14 protein-coding genes are annotated in these 19,378 nt (G+C 58.8%); 6 read left to right on the forward strand and 8 right to left on the reverse strand.

Translation table 11 applies throughout. The features are described 5' to 3' along the window. The first annotated feature begins 45 nt into the window (after positions 1–45). Positions 46–750 carry a trehalose operon repressor gene (gene treR / locus AC1RJ3_RS11610; RefSeq protein WP_054595821.1) on the forward strand — a complete coding sequence of 235 codons (705 nt, stop codon included), beginning with the start codon at positions 46–48 and terminating at the stop codon, positions 748–750. Positions 751–976: 226 nt separating this feature from the next. Next, entirely contained in the window at positions 977–3,880 is a 2,904-nt protein-coding gene (locus AC1RJ3_RS11615) for a membrane-targeted effector domain-containing toxin (RefSeq protein ID WP_493079040.1), read from the forward strand. A gap of 51 nt (positions 3,881–3,931) precedes the next feature. Here the strand turns inward: AC1RJ3_RS11615 and AC1RJ3_RS11620 are convergent, their stop codons facing one another. The 5 genes from AC1RJ3_RS11620 to AC1RJ3_RS11640 all read right to left on the reverse strand — a co-directional run bounded on the left by AC1RJ3_RS11620 (position 3,932) and on the right by AC1RJ3_RS11640 (position 11,640). Continuing rightward, a complete protein-coding gene (locus AC1RJ3_RS11620) occupies positions 3,932–6,631 on the reverse strand; it encodes an AAA domain-containing protein (protein ID WP_493079042.1) in 2,700 nt (899 codons plus the stop codon). A gap of 200 nt (positions 6,632–6,831) precedes the next feature. Continuing rightward, complete coding sequence (guaA, locus tag AC1RJ3_RS11625; RefSeq protein ID WP_054595817.1) at positions 6,832–8,409, reverse strand: glutamine-hydrolyzing GMP synthase; 1,578 nt, start codon at positions 8,407–8,409, stop codon at positions 6,832–6,834. A 99-nt stretch (positions 8,410–8,508) separates the two neighbouring features. Further along, a complete protein-coding gene (guaB, locus tag AC1RJ3_RS11630) occupies positions 8,509–9,978 on the reverse strand; it encodes an IMP dehydrogenase (protein ID WP_054595816.1) in 1,470 nt (489 codons plus the stop codon). Between the two features lie 160 nt (positions 9,979–10,138). Continuing rightward, positions 10,139–10,687, reverse strand: a complete 549-nt coding sequence (locus AC1RJ3_RS11635) for a hypothetical protein (protein WP_019693449.1) — start codon at positions 10,685–10,687, stop codon at positions 10,139–10,141. 185 nt (positions 10,688–10,872) lie between these two features. Next, positions 10,873–11,640: a sulfite exporter TauE/SafE family protein gene (locus AC1RJ3_RS11640; RefSeq protein ID WP_493079045.1), complete on the reverse strand. Its 768-nt coding sequence runs from the start codon at positions 11,638–11,640 to the stop codon at positions 10,873–10,875. Between the two features lie 101 nt (positions 11,641–11,741). On the opposite strand from AC1RJ3_RS11640, the gene AC1RJ3_RS11645 reads away from it, so the two are divergent. The 4 genes from AC1RJ3_RS11645 to leuA all read left to right on the forward strand — a co-directional run bounded on the left by AC1RJ3_RS11645 (position 11,742) and on the right by leuA (position 16,988). After that, positions 11,742–12,653 (forward strand): LysR family transcriptional regulator, encoded by a 912-nt coding sequence (locus tag AC1RJ3_RS11645; protein ID WP_493079047.1) that lies wholly within the window; start codon positions 11,742–11,744, stop codon positions 12,651–12,653. 27 nt (positions 12,654–12,680) lie between these two features. Next, entirely contained in the window at positions 12,681–14,060 is a 1,380-nt protein-coding gene (gene xseA, locus AC1RJ3_RS11650; protein WP_054595815.1) for an exodeoxyribonuclease VII large subunit, read from the forward strand. Positions 14,061–14,063: 3 nt separating this feature from the next. Next, positions 14,064–14,885: a M23 family metallopeptidase gene (locus tag AC1RJ3_RS11655; protein ID WP_054595814.1), complete on the forward strand. Its 822-nt coding sequence runs from the start codon at positions 14,064–14,066 to the stop codon at positions 14,883–14,885. A 423-nt stretch (positions 14,886–15,308) separates the two neighbouring features. Beyond that, positions 15,309–16,988 carry a 2-isopropylmalate synthase gene (gene leuA, locus AC1RJ3_RS11660; protein ID WP_493079049.1) on the forward strand — a complete coding sequence of 560 codons (1,680 nt, stop codon included), beginning with the start codon at positions 15,309–15,311 and terminating at the stop codon, positions 16,986–16,988. Positions 16,989–17,080: 92 nt separating this feature from the next. On the opposite strand, the gene AC1RJ3_RS11665 is transcribed toward leuA, so the two are convergent. The 3 genes from AC1RJ3_RS11665 to AC1RJ3_RS11675 all read right to left on the reverse strand — a co-directional run. Continuing rightward, a complete protein-coding gene (locus AC1RJ3_RS11665; protein ID WP_493079051.1) occupies positions 17,081–17,872 on the reverse strand; it encodes an amidohydrolase in 792 nt (263 codons plus the stop codon). Further along, entirely contained in the window at positions 17,860–19,008 is a 1,149-nt protein-coding gene (locus AC1RJ3_RS11670; protein WP_493079053.1) for a pyridoxal phosphate-dependent aminotransferase, read from the reverse strand. Before AC1RJ3_RS11670 ends, AC1RJ3_RS11665 begins: the two co-directional genes overlap by 13 nt. A 188-nt stretch (positions 19,009–19,196) precedes the next feature. After that, positions 19,197–19,378, reverse strand: a 182-nt coding sequence (locus AC1RJ3_RS11675) for a hypothetical protein (RefSeq protein ID WP_493079055.1), incomplete at its 5' end; no start/stop codon positions are given.

Consider the following 19,378-nt stretch of genomic DNA (forward strand, 5'->3'; position numbering starts at 1 on the left):
CTCTGCCCTTAAGGTTCCTGCCTTGAGCACAACGCAGCCAATACCATGAGCAAATACAACCAGATCTACAGCGATCTGCTTGCCAGCATCACCACCGAACGTCTGGAACGCGGCGCCCGGTTGCCTTCCGAAACCGAATTGATGGACAGCTACCAGGCCAGTCGCGGCACCGTGCGCAAGGCTATCGAACTGCTTCAGGAGCGCGGCTTCGCCCAGAAAATCCACGGTAAAGGCACGTTCGTACTGTCGACCAACCCGATCGAATTCCAGCTCGGCGGCATCGTCAGTTTTCAGGAAACCTATCCAAGGCTGGGCAACGACGTCAGCACCGAGGTCGTGGAGTTCGAGCAGATCCCCCTGCAAGGCGCCTTGCTCGAACACCTGAAAGCCGAAGAAGGCAGCCTGATCACGCGGATCAAGCGCGTACGGCGAATCGATGGCAAAAGGGTCATCCTCGACATCAACCACTTCGTCGCCGAGCTCATTCCGGGGCTGAACCGCGAGATCGCCGAGCACTCGATCTACGCCTTCATCGAGCAGACCCTGCAACTGCAAATCGCCTACGCCCAACGCACCATTGAAGCGATGCCGCGGAGCAAGGATGACCAGCAGCACCTGGACCTCGACGGCCAGAGCCATGTGATCGTGGTCAGCAACCAGACCTTTTTGCAGGATGGCCGGCAGTTCGAGTACACCGAATCACGGCATACCCTGGACAAGTTCTACTTTTCGGACGTGGCGCGGCGCTGACTCGGCGCCTGCAGCGAAGTTCGAAGACACTCTTTTCCTACAGGGTTCGTCGATCAAGACCAAAACCCGATAGCTCCCGCTCCTACAGATTCAAACGGGTCTGGTTGTCATAGTTCCTCGTCTCTTACCCCCATTTCTCAAGGAGCGAGAAGTGCACACGCCTGAATCAATTTCCCCGTCCCCCCTCCCGAACCCAGCCGACGAACGATCTCTAAAAGCACTGGTAGTGCCCTTTACCGAGGCCTGCCCCGACATGCATGCGATGGCCCACGAAGTTGCAAAGGGCATACTCGCCAAACACGGAATCAAAGGCATCGACCCGGACAAGGTCTGGTGGCACCGTTTCGATAACGTATCGGTCAGCAGCCCCAAGACTTTTCTGGGCTGGGAGCGTTATCCGAAACCCAGTGAGTCGTTGACCTTGCCGCAGCTGGTCGTCCAGCGATTCCGCCTCAGCGATCAGGAAGACCCTGGCATGCCGGACGGCGACGGCGGCTTCTATAACGAAGGCCCCCACGCCTCCATTTTCAACGAAACCAACGAAGTGCGGATGTACCCCAGGGACGTCCTGAAAGACTTCTGGGCCCTCAACTTCAGCCAGTCCTACCGAGAAAAAATGGAGCGTTTCTGGCCACTCCATTCGGACGACTTTCGTACCCTGGCCAAACTCAATTTCCTGGTGCAGGCACTCGACGAACACGATGGGGCTCGGCTGAACAACGAAAACCTCAAGACCGTGATCAAAGCCGTGGCCGGCAATGTCTCCTGGCCGGTCAGCCTCGACATGCTGCAAACGCAGGCACACCCTGTGGACGGGTTACGCGTGTGTGCCCTGGATATCGGGGGTTATCAGGCCACCGACATCCTCTGCATCACCGACCGCAACGGCGTGAACATTCTTTACACACCGGGTGAAACCCAAACATTTCACATCTTCACCACCCTGCTCGATTTCCATTGGTGGCTACTGCTGCAAAACAACTTTGCGGAAAACCGGGCGCGATTCATGAGCCATTTCCCGTTGTCCGCCCAACAGCAGGACAACGGCAAAATCGGTCTGAACGCCACGATCGACCTGCTCTACACCACATGGGGCGCCTACGACCATCACCTGATCAATCAAAACGCCGAGCCGATCACCGGCGATGTGTTCAGCTGGTTGCGAGACTCGGTGAAGGCTCGCATGTACAGCGATGCGGACTTGTCCCTGCATTCCAACGGACAACTGCGAAAAAAGCTGTGGATTGGCTATCTGAACGCGTTTGTTCACCTCTTCGGCTCAATGGCCGGTCTTGGCTGGCCGGTGGCACTGGCTGCCGTTGGCGCCGGCATTGCCGATATGGGGTTGAACATTGATCAGGCGATCAACGGCAGTACCAAGGCCGAGCGCAAGGCGGGAGTCGTTGGCGCCATCTCCAGCGGTATCGAAACCCTGTTCAACCTGCCTTTCCTGCGTGGAGCAACGGAGCTTGCCGAAGTAGGTGAAGCCAGCGAAACCTTCAGTCCACAGGACAGCGTCACCGAACCTGTCGATGAAGCACCAACCACCCCTTCAGGCATACCCCCCATTGCCCGATTCGCCCCCGGCCCGGCCTACGCGGAGCAAGGCGCGGAGCTGCTCTCATCCTTCGAAACCAATGAAGTGCTGGATGGCTTGTCGCCCATCAGCGAGGAAGGCAAGTTCGCCGGTATCTATCAGCCGCCAAGCGGCGGCAACTATGTACTGATCAACGACAGCTATTACCTTGTACGCTACGTCGAGGCATTGAAAACCTGGGTCATCATTGACCCGGCCAACCCCTACTCGTTTTATCGCAGCCTGCCCGTTCGCCTGGATGCGGCTGGAGAATGGCAACCCATCAACCGTCCGGGCCTGTTCGGCGGTGGCAAATTCGATGGGTTATGGCCGTGGGGCCGTGATAGCACGCCGCTGCCGGACATCGACAGCCCGCCCAGCGCATACGATATGCCGCAAGCCTCGCGCGCACAGCTCAAAGACCTCGCCCGAGGGGGCGGAAGCAAATACGACCTCAAAGACTACACCGCCAGCCTGCCCAAGCCTGACGGTAGCAATCCGGTTGCCGACTTCAAGGCCATGCGGCAAACCCTGTACCGGGACGCTACGGCTCTCTTCGAATCAAACACTCTGCCAGCCAGGCCCGAGATTCCTTCCCTGCCAGCCCACCTGCCCAGCAAGGACATCATCAAGAAACTGTATCGCCTGATATCGGGGCTGGTGGTCGGTGAGAGCCATTCAAGCGTTGCCAGCAAACAGTTCCTGATCGAAAACATGGAGGTGCTGAGCAAACAAAAGGTCAAGACGCTCTACATGGAGCATTTGCTGAGCGACTTCCATCAGGCCGACCTGGACATCTTCAACCGGACGGGCACCTTGTCCGAAGATCTCGAGAGCTACCTGAGAGCTCAGGATCGAGGGCACGGCACCGACCCCAGTGGTCAGTTCACGTTTCTGGAAGTGGTCAAGGCCGCCCGCAAAAGCCATATCCGGATCCAGGCCATCGATTGCATGGCCAGCTACAGAAGCACGGGGATGACCGGTGTCGAAAGTAACTTTCGCCAGCGGATGATGAATTTTTTTGCCCATGAGGTGATCAGCGCCGATCAGGCTGCCCGAGGTGCTCATCGCTGGGTTGCATTGATGGGAGACAGTCACGCCAGCACATGGGAAGGCGTGCCGGGTGTCAGCGAACTGGAGGGAGGCATCAGTTTGCGCATAGAAAGCACCGATGCCGGTACGGCGAGAGGCATCGAAGTGGACCCGGGGCGTATTCCAACCGATAACTTCGGCCGGCCGCTGGCCAGCGTCAAAGGTGATCTGCGCCTGCAACTGGATACACCGCCCAGTGTTGCGCTGGCCGAAAATCTGGAAAAAGGTCTGCGCAATACAGGTGATTACACAGTGATGAATATCGATAAACGGGCCACGCTCATTCATCGCAGCAGCGACGGCTCTATCGTTCGCACACCGATCCAGCGCGACCATGGCTCGTTCTACGTTGATCGACCCAAATGGCCGTCCATCAGCGGCCGACGCTACCCCAGCATTGTGGAGTTCTCGACGGCATTGAGGCACATTGGGCTCAAACAGGTCCAGGTGGCGGGCACCTGATACGCAAAAGGCGCCTCACGGCGCCCCTGTGGTTCAAATTGCACCCACGGTTTAATTCGAAACGTTGCTTGCCCACTGCGACAGAAATGCGGCCACCCGCTCCTCAATGCGGCTCTCGACAGTTCGCAAACGCAACAAGGGGATATCACACTTGCGCAGGATGCTGTCTTTCAAGGCATCCCGTTCCGCCTGTTCCGGCTTGTCATGTTCGCCCCCATCGACCTCTATCACGCCCAGCGGCTTTTTTCCTACTTTGTAATAGAGCACGAAATCGCAACTGGCGTGGTTTCTCATGAATTCCAGCTCCCGCGTCGTCAGGCCCGCGCAGGTTGTCGAGACCAACTGAATCAGCGCGATCTGGGAGTGAAACGTGATCCCCCGGCACGCATCCTGATCCAGCGCCTCACGCAGTATCTGCGCCACGATCTGCTCGGATCTGTATCGGGATTCATCCCGTCGTAACCTGGCGTTGAGCCGTTCGAGCGATTGGTCGTATTCCTTATAGAGTAGGTCGAAGGCCGAGATCACTGGAGCACGGTGCAGTTGCCTGTCTTCCGCGTAATATTCGATGTAGCGAACCAGCGCCGCGATGTGCCCGTTGTTCTTCGTGAAGACGTCGTCTCCCGTGACCAGGGTGAAGCGATGCTTGGCGCGGGATACCGCCACATTGACCATGCGTGGATCATCCACGAAAGTCAGGAATTTTGGGGTAGTGCTCTTTTTGTCCAACACTGTTGAAAAGACGATTTCGTCGCACTCACGCCCCTGGAACTTGTGCACGGTGTCATTGACGAAGTCAGCCGGCAAAACCGTTCCCGAAAGCGTCGCTTGAGCCCTGAAAGGCGCGATGAAGCCCCGGCCGTCCTCACCCTCCCAGGCACTTTCGCCCTCTCCTTCAAGTATCGCCAGCAACGAATCCAGCTCGCGAAGGTTGGTGGTCTTTCGCGTATGGTTGCCCTTGGCAGTGACCAGCAGCGACAACGGCTTTTCACCGCTGTCTTTGGTCATCGGAACCAGTTGGTTGTCATAGAACTGCTGATTGCAGAACTGAATGATTCGCGGGTGACAACGATAGTGCTCTTTGAGCAACGTCGTCGGGATCGAACCATTGAACACACTGACGCACGAATCGAGCAGGCTGTGCTTCTCGCAATCATAGTGATCCTTGGGCGCTGCCATACCCAACTTTGCCGGAATATGCGCCAACTGTTTTCTATCGCCCACGATGATCAGGTTCTTTGCGCAACCAAGTGCCAATATTCCCGGAACGATGTCCTGTTGCGAGGCCTCGTCGATGATGACGTAGTCGAGCATCGCGCCGCTTTCGAGCGAATTGATGATCGAGTGTGTGCTACTGGAAATGATCGGATAGCGTTTCAGGAACCCACCCAACTTGCGTTTGTAAGTCTTGGCATCGAAGGGTTCAGGGTTCGGCACATGCTGATGCAGGTGCTGCTTGAGGTACTTCATCGAAGCGCTCGTCAGCTCTTCCAGCAGCACTTGGTAACTGCCAAGTCGTAACGCTTGCTGATGGCTGGTCAATGCCACCTGCTTTTCCTGCAAAACCTTGTCGTAGTAATGAAGCTGCAGGGCATAGAAGGTCGATTTGCGCTTTTCCCAATTATCAAATGGTTTCATGCGCAAAATTCGGAAATTGAACAGCATCTCGATTCTGTCCCTGATCCTGACGCGGCCACCAGCCATATGTGTCAGGTAAGCCATCAAATCAGCGGACTTTTGCGGGGAGAGCTTGTACTTGTCCAAGGCAGGTATTTGTACGCCGTTGTCCTGCTGCCATTGCTGCAGATAGCGCCGCTCCACCTCAAGCTCATCGATTTCAATCTGCAGTTGCGCCACCGCGTTGCGGGCACTCAGAAAACCCTTGAGCTGTTGCAAGACGACCTGAATACGCTCCATTGAAGGAGCGGCTTCGGGAACCGCCGAAGGTCGAGGACGCGGATTGGCGAAGAATGCCTCACGGTTCTCGGTGCTGCCCAAACTGGCAACAAGATAATCCAGCCCGGATTTACCCAGTTTTTCGCAGACATTCGCAACGGCCGAATTGTTGTTGGACACCACCGCCACGTTTTTTCCACGCAACAGGATGTTGGCGACGATATTCAAAATGGTCTGGGTCTTGCCGGTGCCGGGTGGCCCTTCGATCAGACTGATCTGCGAGGTGAAGGCCTGCTCGACGGCCTGAAGCTGACTTTCATTGATACCAAAAGGAAAGATGAAATGACCGGTTTGTTCCTGCTGTGCGTTCTTCCCGGTGCAGTAGGCGTGCAATGCAGTATCCGCACATGAAGGTATTGCGCTTAGCTGGCGCAGCACATTTTCGGCGATCACCTTGTCTGCAGGTTTCACGGCCTGTTCGACCCGACTATTAGCGACGGAAAGGAAATAGTTGTAGGTCGGCTCATCCTTCATCTTTGTTGGGGTGACAAGCTCAATAGTGTCCATCTTGAACAGGTAACGTGCCGTGCTTCCCGAATACTGTACGACGGCATATTTCTCGCCGTAGATCGCAGCTTTCTCAATGGGACTTGTTACTGAGCTGCCTTTTTTGCGCAGAAGCTGGTCTTTCAGCTCTCGGGTCGGAACGACTTCGCAGTCCCCGAGCGAATAAGGAACGCGCTCACCCGATAGATCGCGACAAGTCAGCACGAATTCACCGTGGCCGTCACTCTTCATCGTCCAGTCACTGATCTGCTCGGCGCTGTCTTTACCGTTGACGTAAATAGAAACCATATATCCCTTACGCAGGCTCGTTCAAAGCCTGTCCACATCCATGTTGTCGGAACCCGAATTCAGTGATCCGGCATAATTGCCACTATTTTGGCATCATTTTTCGTCCAAGCACCAGCTTCCGGTCAGTACGCAGGACACACAGATGTAAACGTTTCCTGCAGATGCAACAAGGGCGCCTTACGGCGCCCTTGTTGTTCAACTCACTCCCACTCAATCGTCGCTGGCGGCTTGCTCGACACGTCATAAGTAACGCGGGAGATGCCTTCGATTTCATTGATGATCCGGCCGCTGACGGTTTCCAGCAGCTCGTAAGGCAGGTGTGCCCAACGTGCGGTCATGAAGTCGATGGTTTCTACCGCACGCAGGGCGACAACCCAGGCGTAACGACGGCCGTCGCCGACCACGCCAACCGATTTCACCGGCTGGAACACTACGAATGCCTGGCTGACCTTGTGGTACCAGTCGGCCTTGCGCAGTTCTTCGATGAAGATGTGGTCGGCGCGACGCAGCAGGTCGGCGTATTCCTTCTTCACTTCACCGAGGATCCGCACGCCCAGGCCCGGGCCCGGGAACGGGTGACGGTAGACCATGTCGTACGGCAGGCCCAGCTCCAGGCCCAGACGACGGACTTCGTCCTTGAACAGCTCACGCAGCGGTTCAACCAGCTTGAGGTTCATTTCTTCCGGCAGGCCGCCCACGTTGTGGTGCGACTTGATCACGTGCGCCTTGCCGCTTTTCGCGCCAGCCGACTCGATCACGTCCGGGTAGATGGTGCCTTGGGCGAGGTACTTGATGTTGTCCAGTTTGTTGGACTGGGCATCGAACACGTCGATGAAGGTACGGCCGATGATCTTGCGCTTCTTCTCAGGGTCGCTTTCGCCAGCCAGGTTGTTCAGGAACTGGTCTTCGGCGTTGGCGCGGATCACCTTGACGCCCATGTTTTCGGCGAACATGGCCATCACTTGCTCGCCTTCGTGCAGACGCAGCAGGCCGTTGTCGACGAAGACGCAGGTCAGTTGGTCGCCGATGGCTTTGTGCAGCAGCGCGGCAACTACCGAGGAGTCAACGCCGCCGGACAGGCCGAGCAGTACGTTGTCGGTGCCGACCTGAGCGCGGACCTGAGCGATGGCGTCTTCAGCAATCTTCGAAGGCGTCCACAGGGCTTCGCAGCCGCAGATGTCGAGGATGAAGCGCGAGAGGATGCGACCGCCCTGCTTGGTGTGGGTCACTTCCGGGTGGAACTGCACGCCGTAGTAGCCGCGAGCATCGTCGAACATGCCGGCAATCGGGCAGCTCGGAGTACTGGCCAGGATGTGGAAGTCCTGCGGCATCTTGGTGACCTTGTCACCGTGGCTCATCCATACGTCGAGGCCGAACAGGCCATCAGCGTCGATGTGGTCTTCGATGCCGTCCAGCAGGCGGCTCTTGCCGACCACGTCGACACGGGCGTAACCGAACTCACGCAGCTCGGAACCTTCAACCTTGCCACCCAGCTGTTCAGCCATGGTCTGCATGCCGTAACAGATCCCGAAGACCGGGACGCCCAGGTCAAATACGGCTTGCGGGCAGCGCGGACTGTCAGCTACGTGCACGGACTCGGGGCCGCCGGCGAGAATGACGCCTTTTGGAGCGAATTCGCGAATCGCGTCTTCATCCATGTCGAACGGGTGCAGTTCGCAGTAAACACCGATTTCACGCACGCGACGGGCGATCAGTTGGGTGTACTGGGAACCGAAGTCGAGGATCAGGATGCGGTGAGCGTGAATGTCGAGGGCCATGATTCAGTCTCGTCTAAGTAATTCAAAAACAGTCGTGATTCAGAAACAACTCGGGGCTGAATAGAACAGCCCCGGTTGCTTAACGATTTGCTTGAAGGCTCAACCTACGCGGTAGTTTGGCGCTTCTTTGGTGATCTGTACGTCGTGGACGTGCGACTCGGCCATGCCAGCGCCGGTGATCCGCACGAACTCAGGCTTGGTGCGCATCTCTTCGATGTCGGCGCTACCGGTGTAGCCCATGGAAGAACGCAGGCCGCCCATCAGTTGATGGATGATGGCGCTCAGGGTGCCCTTGTACGGAACACGCCCTTCGATGCCTTCCGGAACCAGTTTCTCGGCGCCTGCCGAGGAGTCCTGGAAGTAACGATCCGAAGAGCCTTGAGCCTGGGACATGGCGCCCAGCGAACCCATGCCACGGTAAGCCTTGTACGAACGGCCCTGGAACAGTTCGATCTCGCCTGGCGCCTCTTCAGTACCGGCGAACATCGAGCCCATCATCACGCAGGAAGCACCGGCAACGATGGCCTTGGACAGGTCACCGGAGAAACGGATACCGCCGTCGGCGATCAACGGAACGCCAGTGCCTTCAAGGGCAGCGGCGACGTTGGCGATGGCGCTGATTTGCGGCACGCCGACACCGGCAACGATACGGGTGGTGCAGATCGAGCCAGGGCCGATACCGACCTTGACCGCGTCCGCGCCCGCTTCGGCCAGCGCCTTGGCAGCAGCGCCGGTGGCGATGTTGCCGCCGATCACCTGGACTTCAGGGAAATTCTGTTTGACCCAGCGAACACGGTCGATCACGCCTTTGGAGTGACCGTGGGCAGTGTCGACCACCACCACGTCAACGCCGGCAGACACCAGTGCCGCGACGCGATCGCCGGTGTCTTTACCGGTACCGACCGCAGCGCCCACGCGCAGACGACCCTGGTCGTCCTTGCTGGCCAGTGGGTAGGCCTTGGCTTTTTCGATGTCGTTGACGGTCATCATGCCTTTGAGGGCAAATTTATCGTCGACGATCAGCACGCGCTCGATACGGTGTTTGTGCAACAACTCGCGAACGTCGTTCTTGTTGGCGCCTTCCTTGACCGTGACCAGACGCTCTTTAGGCGTCATCACTTCACGGACAGTGGCGTCCAGACGGTTCTCGAAGCGCACGTCACGGGAAGTGACGATGCCGACCAGGTCGCCATCGTGCAGTACCGGAACGCCGGAGATGTTGTGCATGCGGGTCAGTTCGAACAGCTCACGAACCGTGGCGTCAGCCTCGATGGTGATCGGGTCCTTGACCACGCCGGCCTCGTACCGCTTGACCTTGCGCACTTCGGCAGCTTGCTGCTCGATGGTCATGTTCTTGTGGATGATGCCGATGCCACCTTCCTGAGCCATGGCAATTGCCAGACGGGCTTCAGTGACGGTGTCCATGGCAGCGGAAACCAGTGGAATATTCAGCTCGATGCCACGGGTAAGGCGGGTTTTGAGACTGACTTCGTTAGGAAGCACCTCGGAATAACCGGGCACTAAAAGAATGTCGTCGAAGGTCAGAGCTTCTTGGCTGATACGCAGCATCGCGGGGGCTCCCGAGCGGGAAAATGGAAGCGCGCCATTATACTCAGACACCCCCGCCGGCTCAATGTAAAACTCAGCCTATTATCGGATGGGCTTATTTTGGCCTGACGCGGTCCCTGTAGCAGTTGCCGCAGGCGACTGCTACAGGGACGGCGGCGCCTTACAGTTCCACCTTGACCCAACTCACCGGCAGGTCCAGCCATTCGGCGAACTCGTCGATGAAGCTCTGCTTGAACCCGGCCTCGGCCCAGTTATTGAAGATAAAGCCCAGGTTCGAAAAGCCGCATTCCTGCAGGAACAGAAAGCCGTTGATGTCGTCTTCATGCCCGCATTCCGGGCAGATGAAGTTGTCGGTGCGCCCCGGCATCCAGTCTTCCAGGCTTTCGAACAGCGCTTCGCCAATCTCCTTGCGGCATTCGGCACAACCGGCTTCTTCGAGAAAGCCCTTGGCCGGTGTATAGATGCAGCGCTTGGTGATGATTTCCAGCCCATTGATCGGCTCGCCAAACGGCAGCGCTTCGGGATGCAACACCACCGCCCGCGCACCCGGTGCAATGGCGTGGGCCATGCGATTGCCGGTACGACCGCAGGTGGTGAGTTGTTCTTCAATGATGTTCTTGCGCACCAGCCACCGCACAATCGCCCGCGCCCGAGGTTCGTGCACCGGCAGTGTGGAGATTTTCGGGACGATAATGCTTTGCGAGTTCATGGGTGCAGCCCTGAAGCGTTCAATGAGAGATCGGCAGTAACCGGCCTGGCGTCATCGCGGGCAAGCCTTGCACCTACAGGTTATGTGTCGATCACATTATTGTGGCCTGACATCAATCTGTAGGAGCAAGGCTCGCCCGCGATAGCGATATGAGGCGCGGCAGCTTAATCCCTGACGAAATCCGGTCAAGTACTGATATAGCGACCGATCAAGGCAATGCCACTGGCCAGCACCAGCCAGGTCACCAGCCGCACAAAGGCCTCGCGGGACAACTTCATGGTCAACCGTCGACCGGTCCACAGCCCCAGCGCCATTGCCGGCAACAAACATACCGCCAGTACCAACAAGGGTAGCTCGGCATAGACCCCGGCGATCGCGAACAGGCTCAAGCGCACCACCGTACTGCAACTGATCAACGCACTTTGCGTGGCGCGGGCCTCATCCTTGGGCAAGCGGCTGTTCAGATAAATTGCATATAAAAAGCCGCCACTGCCAAACAACGCCCCGAACATTCCGCCCACCGTGCCCATCGGGATCGCCCACGCGGCAGCCAATTGTGTCGGCCGGGCTGTCCCCCACAAGCTGTAAATCGCATACGCGCTGATAAACAGCCCCATCAATAGCAGCAACAGGTTCGATTTGAGGTTCAGCAGGAAGATCACTCCCAACGTGCACCCCACCGCCATGCACGGCAGCAAGCGCAACAACTCGGGCCTGGCGACATCGCGCCGCGACGGCAGCAGATTGCCGAATGCCGCGATAAAATCCAGTAGCACCAGCAGCGGCACAATCTTCGACAATGGCATGAACAGAATCAGGATCGGCCCGGCCACCAGCGCCGTACCGAAACCGGCGACGCCGAAGACGATGTACGCCAGGCTGATGCCCAGCCCGATCACCAGCCAGTCCACTGTGCCGAATGGCCATTGTTGTAGCAGTGCAACGAAACTCATCGGTTCAACTTCCTCAATTTGCCTGAGATGACTTTAGTCAGGGCCGAACGTTGCGACTAATATATTCAAAGTCGCCAAGCCATCTCGAAAAGGCATACCTCGTGCTTTCAACCCGCCAATTGCGTTACTTCGTGGAAATCGCCGAGTGCGGCAGTTTCAGCGCAGCGGCCGAACGACTGTTTATTGCTCAGTCAGCCCTGAGCCGGCAGATCAAGGACATGGAAACCCGGCTGCAAACGCCATTGTTCGAACGTACCGCGCGCCAGCCTCGGCTGACGGCGGCGGGTGAAGCCTTCTTGCCTCGGGCCAGAAACCTGTTGAACGAGCTGACCAAGGCCAGCGCGATGGCCACTCAAGTGGGCGCTGGTCAACTCGGTACCTTGCGCCTCAGCCATTCCAGCACAGTGCCATTGAGCGGTCGTCTGCTGCGAGGCATCAGCGTCTATCTGGATCAGAACGCTGGTGTATCCATGGACATCGTCAAGCTCTCCTCCGAACAGCAACTGGCAGAATTGGCCGAGGGTCGCCTCGAAGTGGGGCTGTTGCGCCTGCCAGTGTTGTCTCAGCGTGAAGGAGTGCAGATTGTTCCGCTCTACAGCGAACGCCTGCTGCTGGCGGTTCCGCCTGATCATCGACTGGCTGTGGATAAGTCCGTTCAAGGCATCGATCTGGCGCAATTGAGAAACCAGGCCTTCATCTCTATTCCTCATCCGCAGCGCGGCGGCCTGAGTTACCTGTCCGCCGAGCTGTGCATGCGCCAGGGCTTTTTCCCCAAGGCTGCTCGGGTGGTGTCGCGCAAAACCACGCAACTGCAATTGATCCAGGCCGGATTCGGTGTTGCCTTGCTGCCGGAGTCGATGCAGGACATCGCGCCACCCGACATCCATTTCCTGCCCTTGGCCGACCCCGATTGCCACAGCACCGTCGCTCTCGCCTGCCGGCAAAATCCAACAGCTCTGGTTCAGCAGTTTGTTGGGCAATTCAGGGCTGCATTGCAAGACCATGGAGATTGACCGCCGAATGCCTTTAAACTGCGCCCCATGATTAAAGATCCCTTTGCAAGACTCGGCCTGGACCGAGAAGTCCTGACGGTCAGCCAGCTCAACGGCCGCGCACGGGTGCTGCTTGAAGACGTGTTCAGCAACATCTGGGTCGAAGGCGAAATCTCCAACCTCGCCCGCCCGGCGTCCGGCCACATCTATTTCACCCTAAAGGACAGTGGCGCCCAAGTGCGTTGCGCGCTGTTCCGGCAGAACGCTGCGCGGGTTCGCCAGGCGCTGAAGGATGGCCTGGCGGTCAAGGTCCGGGGCAAGGTTTCGCTGTTTGAGGGGCGTGGCGACTATCAGCTGATTCTCGACACCGTGGAGCCTGCCGGTGACGGTGCGCTGCGCCTGGCGTTCGATGCGCTGAAAGAAAAACTCAGCGCCGAAGGCCTGTTCAGTGCCGAACGCAAAGTGCCGCTGCCGGCACACCCGCAACGCATTGGCATCATCAGCTCGCCGACCGGCGCGGTGATTCGCGACATCATCAGCGTATTCCGCCGCCGTGCGCCGCAAGTGGTGCTGACCCTGATCCCCACCGCCGTGCAAGGCCGCGAAGCCACCGCGCAGATTGTCCGCGCACTGAAACTGGCTGACGCCCGCGGTTTCGATGCGCTGATTCTCGCGCGTGGCGGTGGCTCGCTGGAAGATCTCTGGTGTTTCAACGAAGAGGCCGTGGCCCGCGCGATAGATGCCTGCGTCACCCCGATTGTCAGCGCCGTCGGCCATGAAACCGATGTGTCGATCAGCGACTTCGTGGCCGACGTTCGTGCACCGACGCCTTCCGCCGCAGCCGAACTGCTGGCGCCGGATTCCAGCGACCTGGTGCGCCGGGTCGAAAGCCTGCATCGGCGTTTGGTGATGCGCATCCGCGACCGCTTGATGCGTGATCGCCTGCGCCTGGAAGGCATCTCGCGCCGCTTGCGCCATCCCGGCGAACGCCTGCGTCAGCAAGCGCAACGCCTGGACGACCTGGACATGCGCCTGCGCCGGGCTTTCGAGCGCAGTCTCAATACCCGTCGCGAGCGACTGATCCGCCTCGAAACCCGCCTCGCCGGGCAACATCCGGGACGCCAACTGGCGCTGCTGCGCCAGCGCCTCGACAGCCTCGCCGAGCGTCTGCCGCGCTCGATGCGCGAAGGCCTGAAGGCTCGTCGCCTGCAACTGCAAACCCAAATGCAAACCCTGCATGTGGTCAGCCCGTTGGCGACACTGGGCCGTGGTTACAGCATTTTGCTCGATGAACGCGGCAACGCGATCCGCAGCGCCGCGCAGACCCAAAACGGCCAACGCCTGAAAGCCATACTCGGCGAAGGCCAATTGCAGGTCCGGGTCGAAGACAACCACCTGACGCCCGTCACCCTTTCTTTACTGGATTGATCCATGCCACGTTTTCTTGCACCGCTGTTGTTGCTTTGCCTGACCTTCAACGCCCACGCCGACAGCTACATCACGCGCCTGCTGAACAAACCGGTGCCCGGCGGTGTGGCGGTGGTCGACCTGGGCACTTCGGCTCAGGCGCCCAAGGCCAGCTATCAAGGCAAACCGGTGCTGGTGGTCAAGGAACAGAACAACTGGCTGGCGGTTGTCGGCGTGCCGCTGACCGTCAAACCCGGCAACCAGCAGCTCAGTAGCGGTGGCCGTAACCTGAACTTCATGGTCGGCAACAAGAAGTACCCGGAACAGCACATCACCCTGAAGAACCAGCGTCAGGTCAATCCGAACCCGGACGACCTGAAACGCATCGACGCCGAATTGGACGAACAGGTCCGCGCCTACCGCAGTTTCAGCCCGGTGACGCCGAGCAACCTGCTGCTGGACAAGCCGGTCAATGGTCCGCTGTCGAGCAAGTTCGGTGTGCGCCGGTTCTTCAACGGCGAAGAGCGCAATCCCCACGCGGGCCTGGACTTCGCGGTGCCAGCGGGTACGCCGATCAAGACCCCGGCGGCCGGCAAGGTGATCCTGATCGGCAACTACTTCTTTAACGGCAACACGGTATTCGTCGACCACGGCCAGGGCTTTATCAGCATGTTCTGCCACATGTCGAAAATCGACGTGAAAGTCGGCCAGCAACTGGCGCGCGGCGGCGTGGTCGGCAAAGTCGGCTCCACCGGGCGTGCGACCGGGCCGCACATGCACTGGAACGTCAGCTTGAACGACGCCCGCGTGGACCCGGCGATTTTCATCGGCGCATTCCAGCCATAAGTCAGCGTAATCTCGCAGGAGCAAGGCTTGCCCGCGAATGCCGCGATGCGGTGTCACAGTTACACCGCGTTATCGTTCATCGCGGGCAAGCCTTGCTCCCACAGGTATTGCGCACGACGAACGGTCCGCGCAATACCTATCAAACAATATTGTTCTTTCCAGAATAAAATCTCGCAAAAACATATTTTTCGAGTATTCCTCTCAAAGTTTTTCGACTGCTTGCCATCTTTCACCCTCGCGGTTAGGGTTGAAGACATGAAAACTTCTCACACCCTCATTCAGCTCCGCCAGCACCGCAGCCTGTGCCTCGTCAGCGCACGACTGCCGGGCTGAATCGCGGTGCCTCGTCCCACGTTTTATCCAACGTTTTTTTGATCCACCGGCAGGCCGCCTTTTTTCGGCCCACACAATAAGGATTTTCCGATGAGCATGCTCAAAGACCCGTCTTCGAAATACCGCGCCTTCCCGACTATCGACATTCCGGATCGCACTTGGCCATCGAAGACCATCACTGCCGCGCCGATCTGGTGCAGCTCCGACTTGCGCGATGGTAACCAGTCGCTGATCGAGCCAATGGACGCAGTGAAAAAGCTGCGCTTCTGGAAAACCCTGGTCGCCGTCGGCGTGAAAGAAATCGAAGCCTCCTTCCCGGCCGCTTCGCAAACCGACTTCGACTTCGTGCGGACCCTGATCGAAGGCGGCCACATCCCGGACGACACCACCATCCAGGTGCTGACCCAGGGCCGTGAAGACCTGATCGAGCGGACTTTCGAATCCCTTCGTGGCGCGAAAAAAGCCATCGTTCACCTCTACAACGCGACCTGCCCTTCCTTCCGCCGGATTGTCTTCAATCAAGACAAGGACGGGATCAAGGCCATCGCCGTGAACGCCGCCAAGCTGTTCGTCAAATATGCCGCCCAGCAGCCGGACACCGAGTGGACCTTCGAATACTCGCCAGAGACCTTCAGCGCCACTGAGCTGGAGTTCGCCAAGGAAGTCTGCGACGCGGTGATCGAGGTCTGGAACCCGACACCTGTGCACAAGGTCATCCTCAACCTGCCAGCCACTGTCGAATGCGCTACACCGAACATCTACGCCGACCAGATCGAGTGGTTCGGCCGTCACATCAACCGTCGTGACAGCGTGATCATCAGCCTGCACACCCACAACGACCGTGGCACTGGCGTTGCGGCCACCGAGCTGGGCCTGATGGCGGGCGCCGACCGTGTCGAAGGCTGCCTGTTCGGCAACGGCGAGCGTACCGGTAACGTTGACCTGGTCACCGTGGCCTTGAACCTCTACACCCAGGGCGTTGACCCTGAGCTGGATTTCTCCGACATCGACGGCGTGCGCAAAGTCGTTGAAGAGTGCAACCAGATTCCGGTGCACCCGCGTCACCCGTACGTCGGCGACCTGGTTCACACCGCGTTCTCCGGCTCGCACCAGGACGCCATCCGCAAGGGCTTCGCCCAACAGAAACCGGATGCACTGTGGGAAGTGCCGTACTTGCCGATCGACCCGGCCGACATCGGTCGCAGCTACGAGGCGGTGATTCGCGTCAACAGTCAGTCCGGCAAGGGCGGTATCGCTTACCTGCTGGAACAGGAATACGGCATCAACTTGCCGCGCCGCATGCAGATCGAGTTCAGCCAGGTGGTACAACGCGAGACCGATCGCCTGGGCCTCGAGATGACAGCCCAGCAGATCCACGCGCTGCTGCACAGCGAGTACTTGCAGGCCAACACGCCGTACGCACTGGTCAGCCATCGTTTGCAGGAAGAGAACGGTCATAGCGCCGTCGAAGTTGAAGTCTCCAGCAAAGGCCAGGGCGAAACCAACCTGCACTGGCGCGGCAAGGGCAACGGCGCCCTGGAAGCACTGGTTGCCGGTCTGCCGATCCCGGTGGAAATCATGGACTACAACGAACACGCGATCGGCGCAGGCACCAATGCCAAGGCTGCGGCCTACATTGAACTGCGTGTGAACGGCGAGCGTGCAGTGCATGGCGTGGGCATCGACGAAAACATCACCACCGCCAGCTTCAAGGCCCTGTTCAGCGCGCTGAACCGCTCCCTGAGCCAGCCGGAAGCGAAAGCGGCCTAAGCCGTCAGCTGAAACGCAAAAGGCCCCGAGGTGAAAACCTCGGGGCCTTTTTTTATCTTCAGGTTTTCGTTGCCTGTCAGGCAGCGAAGATCTCAGGTCAGCTCGAAGGTATCGGCATCCAGATTCGCCGGGAACCGCGTGCGATACGCCGCCAACTCCGCAGCGCTCAGCACGACCTGGAATACCCCGTCGGCCTCACCGGCACCGAGCAGTGTCTCGCCCTGGAAATCCAGTACCTGGCTATCACCGGTATAAGCAAAGCCTTTACCGTCAGTGCCAGTCCGGTTCACCGCCGCGACATAGCAGAGGTTCTCGATAGCCCGCGCCGGCAACAAACGGTTCCAGTGCTGACGCCGTGCACCCGGCCAGTTGGCGGTGTACAGCAGCAGGTCGGTGTCTTGCGCATCGCGGCTCCACACCGGGAAACGCAGGTCGTAGCAAATCAACGGACGCACCTGCCAGCCCTTGAGCTCGAACTGCACCTGATGCTCGCCGGCGGTGTAATGTTTGTGCTCGCCGGCCATGCGAAACAGGTGACGCTTGTCGTAATGCAACACCTCACCGTCCGGCTGCGCCCACAACAGTCGATTGCGATAGCTGCCATCGGCCGCCTGGACAATCACGCTGCCGGTAATCACCGCGTCAAGTTTGGCGGCCTGCGCTCGCAACCATTTACTGGTCGGGCCGTTTTCCGCTTCAGCAAGGGTTGGCGACTCCATGGAGAAGCCGGTGGTGAACATCTCCGGCAGCACGATCAGATCGGCGCCCCGCGCCTGCTCCAGCAACTGTTCGAAATGCTCGAGGTTGGCCTTGCGGTCATGCCAGGCCAATGTGGTCTGGATCAACGCAACATTCAGATTGGGCAAGGTCGTCAGATCGCGCATAGTTTCTCCGCTGCCTGACGCAGCGTCTCCTCACGCTTGGCAAAACACAGGCGCACCAGACGCTGTTCCGGCAGCGGGTTCTGGTAAAACACCGAAATCGGGATCGCCGCCACGCCATGCTCGCGCGTCATCCACTTGGCCATCTCGACATCGTTCAGGTCCGGGCGGATTTGCGAATAGTCGACCAACTGGAAATAGGTCCCGGTGGCCTTGGTAAAGCTGAACCGCGAAGGTGCCAGCAAATCACAGAACAGATCACGCTTGGCCTGATAGAAACCCGGCAACTCTTCGACATGCTCCGGGTGCTCGGCCATGAAGTCGGCCAGCGCGTACTGCAACGGGGTCACACCGCAGAAACTGACGTATTGATGCACCTTGCGCAGTTCTTCCGTGAGCGCCGGTGGCGCGATCACGTAGCCGGTCTTCCAGCCAGTGACGTGATAAGTCTTGCCAAAAGAACTGACCACGAAGGCGCGCTGGTACAGCTCTTCGTGAGCCAAAACGCTGGCATGCGCTACACCGTCAAACACCAGGTGTTCATACACTTCGTCGCTGATCAGGTAGATATCGCGGTCGCGGATCAAGGCCGCCAACTGATCCAGCTCGGCACGCGAGATCAGCGCACCACTCGGGTTATGCGGCGAGTTGAGGATGATCATTCGCGTGCGTGGGCTCAGTGCTTCGCCGAGCTTCTGGAAGTCGATGGCGAAGTCCTTTCCCGCCAATGGCACATGCACGCAACGACCACCGGCCAGCGCCACCGAAGGCTCATAACTGTCGTAGGCCGGATCGAAGACGATCACTTCGTCACCGCTGTGGATAACCGCCGCAATCGCGCAGAAGATCGCCTGGGTCGCGCCGGGGGTGATGGTCACCTCGGTGTCGGCATCGACGCTCACGCCATAGCTGCGAGCAATCTTCGCCGCCACTTGCTGGCGCAGCGCCGGCAGGCCGGTCATTGGTGAATACTGGTTATGGCCATTGGCGATGTGCCGGCCGACCGCATCGCACAAGGCTTGCGGAGCATCGAAATCGGGGAACCCCTGGGACAGGTTGATCGCGCCGGTCTGTGCCGCGAGCTGAGACATTTGGGTGAAAATAGTGATGCCGATATTCGGCAGCTTGCTGGTGATCATCGGTGATTCCCTACTGAACACCCGACGCTAACGGCGGCGCGGGAGAGCCCGAGGATAGCTCAAACGCCAGACACGAAAAAGAGCGCCATGGGCGCCCTTCTTCTAATACAGCCGCCATCTAACCTGTGGCGAGGGAGCTTGCTCCCGCTGGGCCGCGAAGCGACCCCAAAACCTGGAACCGAGGTTATTCAGATAGAACGCATCCGCTGATTTTGCGACTGCTTTGCAGTCGAGCGGGAGCAAGCTCCCTCGCCACAAAAGCCCATCCCGACGGGACGAGCCAGCTTTCGAGTCAGCGCTTGTCGCGGCGCTTCTTGTCGGCTTTCTTGTGGTGCGTCATCAAGCGGCGCTTCTTGTTGACCTGGCGGTC

The organism is Pseudomonas sp. GW822-FHT04C11, from assembly GCF_058800905.1.

Bases quoted from the DNA above. Each gene is read 5' to 3' on its own strand.
- treR (WP_054595821.1), top strand. From the start codon at position 46: ATGAGCAAATACAACCAGATCTACAGCGATCTGCTTGCCAGCATCACC.
- AC1RJ3_RS11620 (WP_493079042.1), bottom strand. From the start codon at position 6,631: ATGGTTTCTATTTACGTCAACGGTAAAGACAGCGCCGAGCAGATCAGT.
- guaA (WP_054595817.1), bottom strand. From the start codon at position 8,409: ATGGCCCTCGACATTCACGCTCACCGCATCCTGATCCTCGACTTCGGT.
- guaB (WP_054595816.1), bottom strand. From the start codon at position 9,978: ATGCTGCGTATCAGCCAAGAAGCTCTGACCTTCGACGACATTCTTTTA.
- AC1RJ3_RS11635 (WP_019693449.1), bottom strand. From the start codon at position 10,687: ATGAACTCGCAAAGCATTATCGTCCCGAAAATCTCCACACTGCCGGTG.
- AC1RJ3_RS11640 (WP_493079045.1), bottom strand. From the start codon at position 11,640: ATGAGTTTCGTTGCACTGCTACAACAATGGCCATTCGGCACAGTGGAC.
- xseA (WP_054595815.1), top strand. From the start codon at position 12,681: ATGATTAAAGATCCCTTTGCAAGACTCGGCCTGGACCGAGAAGTCCTG.
- AC1RJ3_RS11655 (WP_054595814.1), top strand. From the start codon at position 14,064: ATGCCACGTTTTCTTGCACCGCTGTTGTTGCTTTGCCTGACCTTCAAC.
- leuA (WP_493079049.1), top strand. From the start codon at position 15,309: ATGAGCATGCTCAAAGACCCGTCTTCGAAATACCGCGCCTTCCCGACT.
- AC1RJ3_RS11665 (WP_493079051.1), bottom strand. From the start codon at position 17,872: ATGCGCGATCTGACGACCTTGCCCAATCTGAATGTTGCGTTGATCCAG.
- AC1RJ3_RS11670 (WP_493079053.1), bottom strand. From the start codon at position 19,008: ATGATCACCAGCAAGCTGCCGAATATCGGCATCACTATTTTCACCCAA.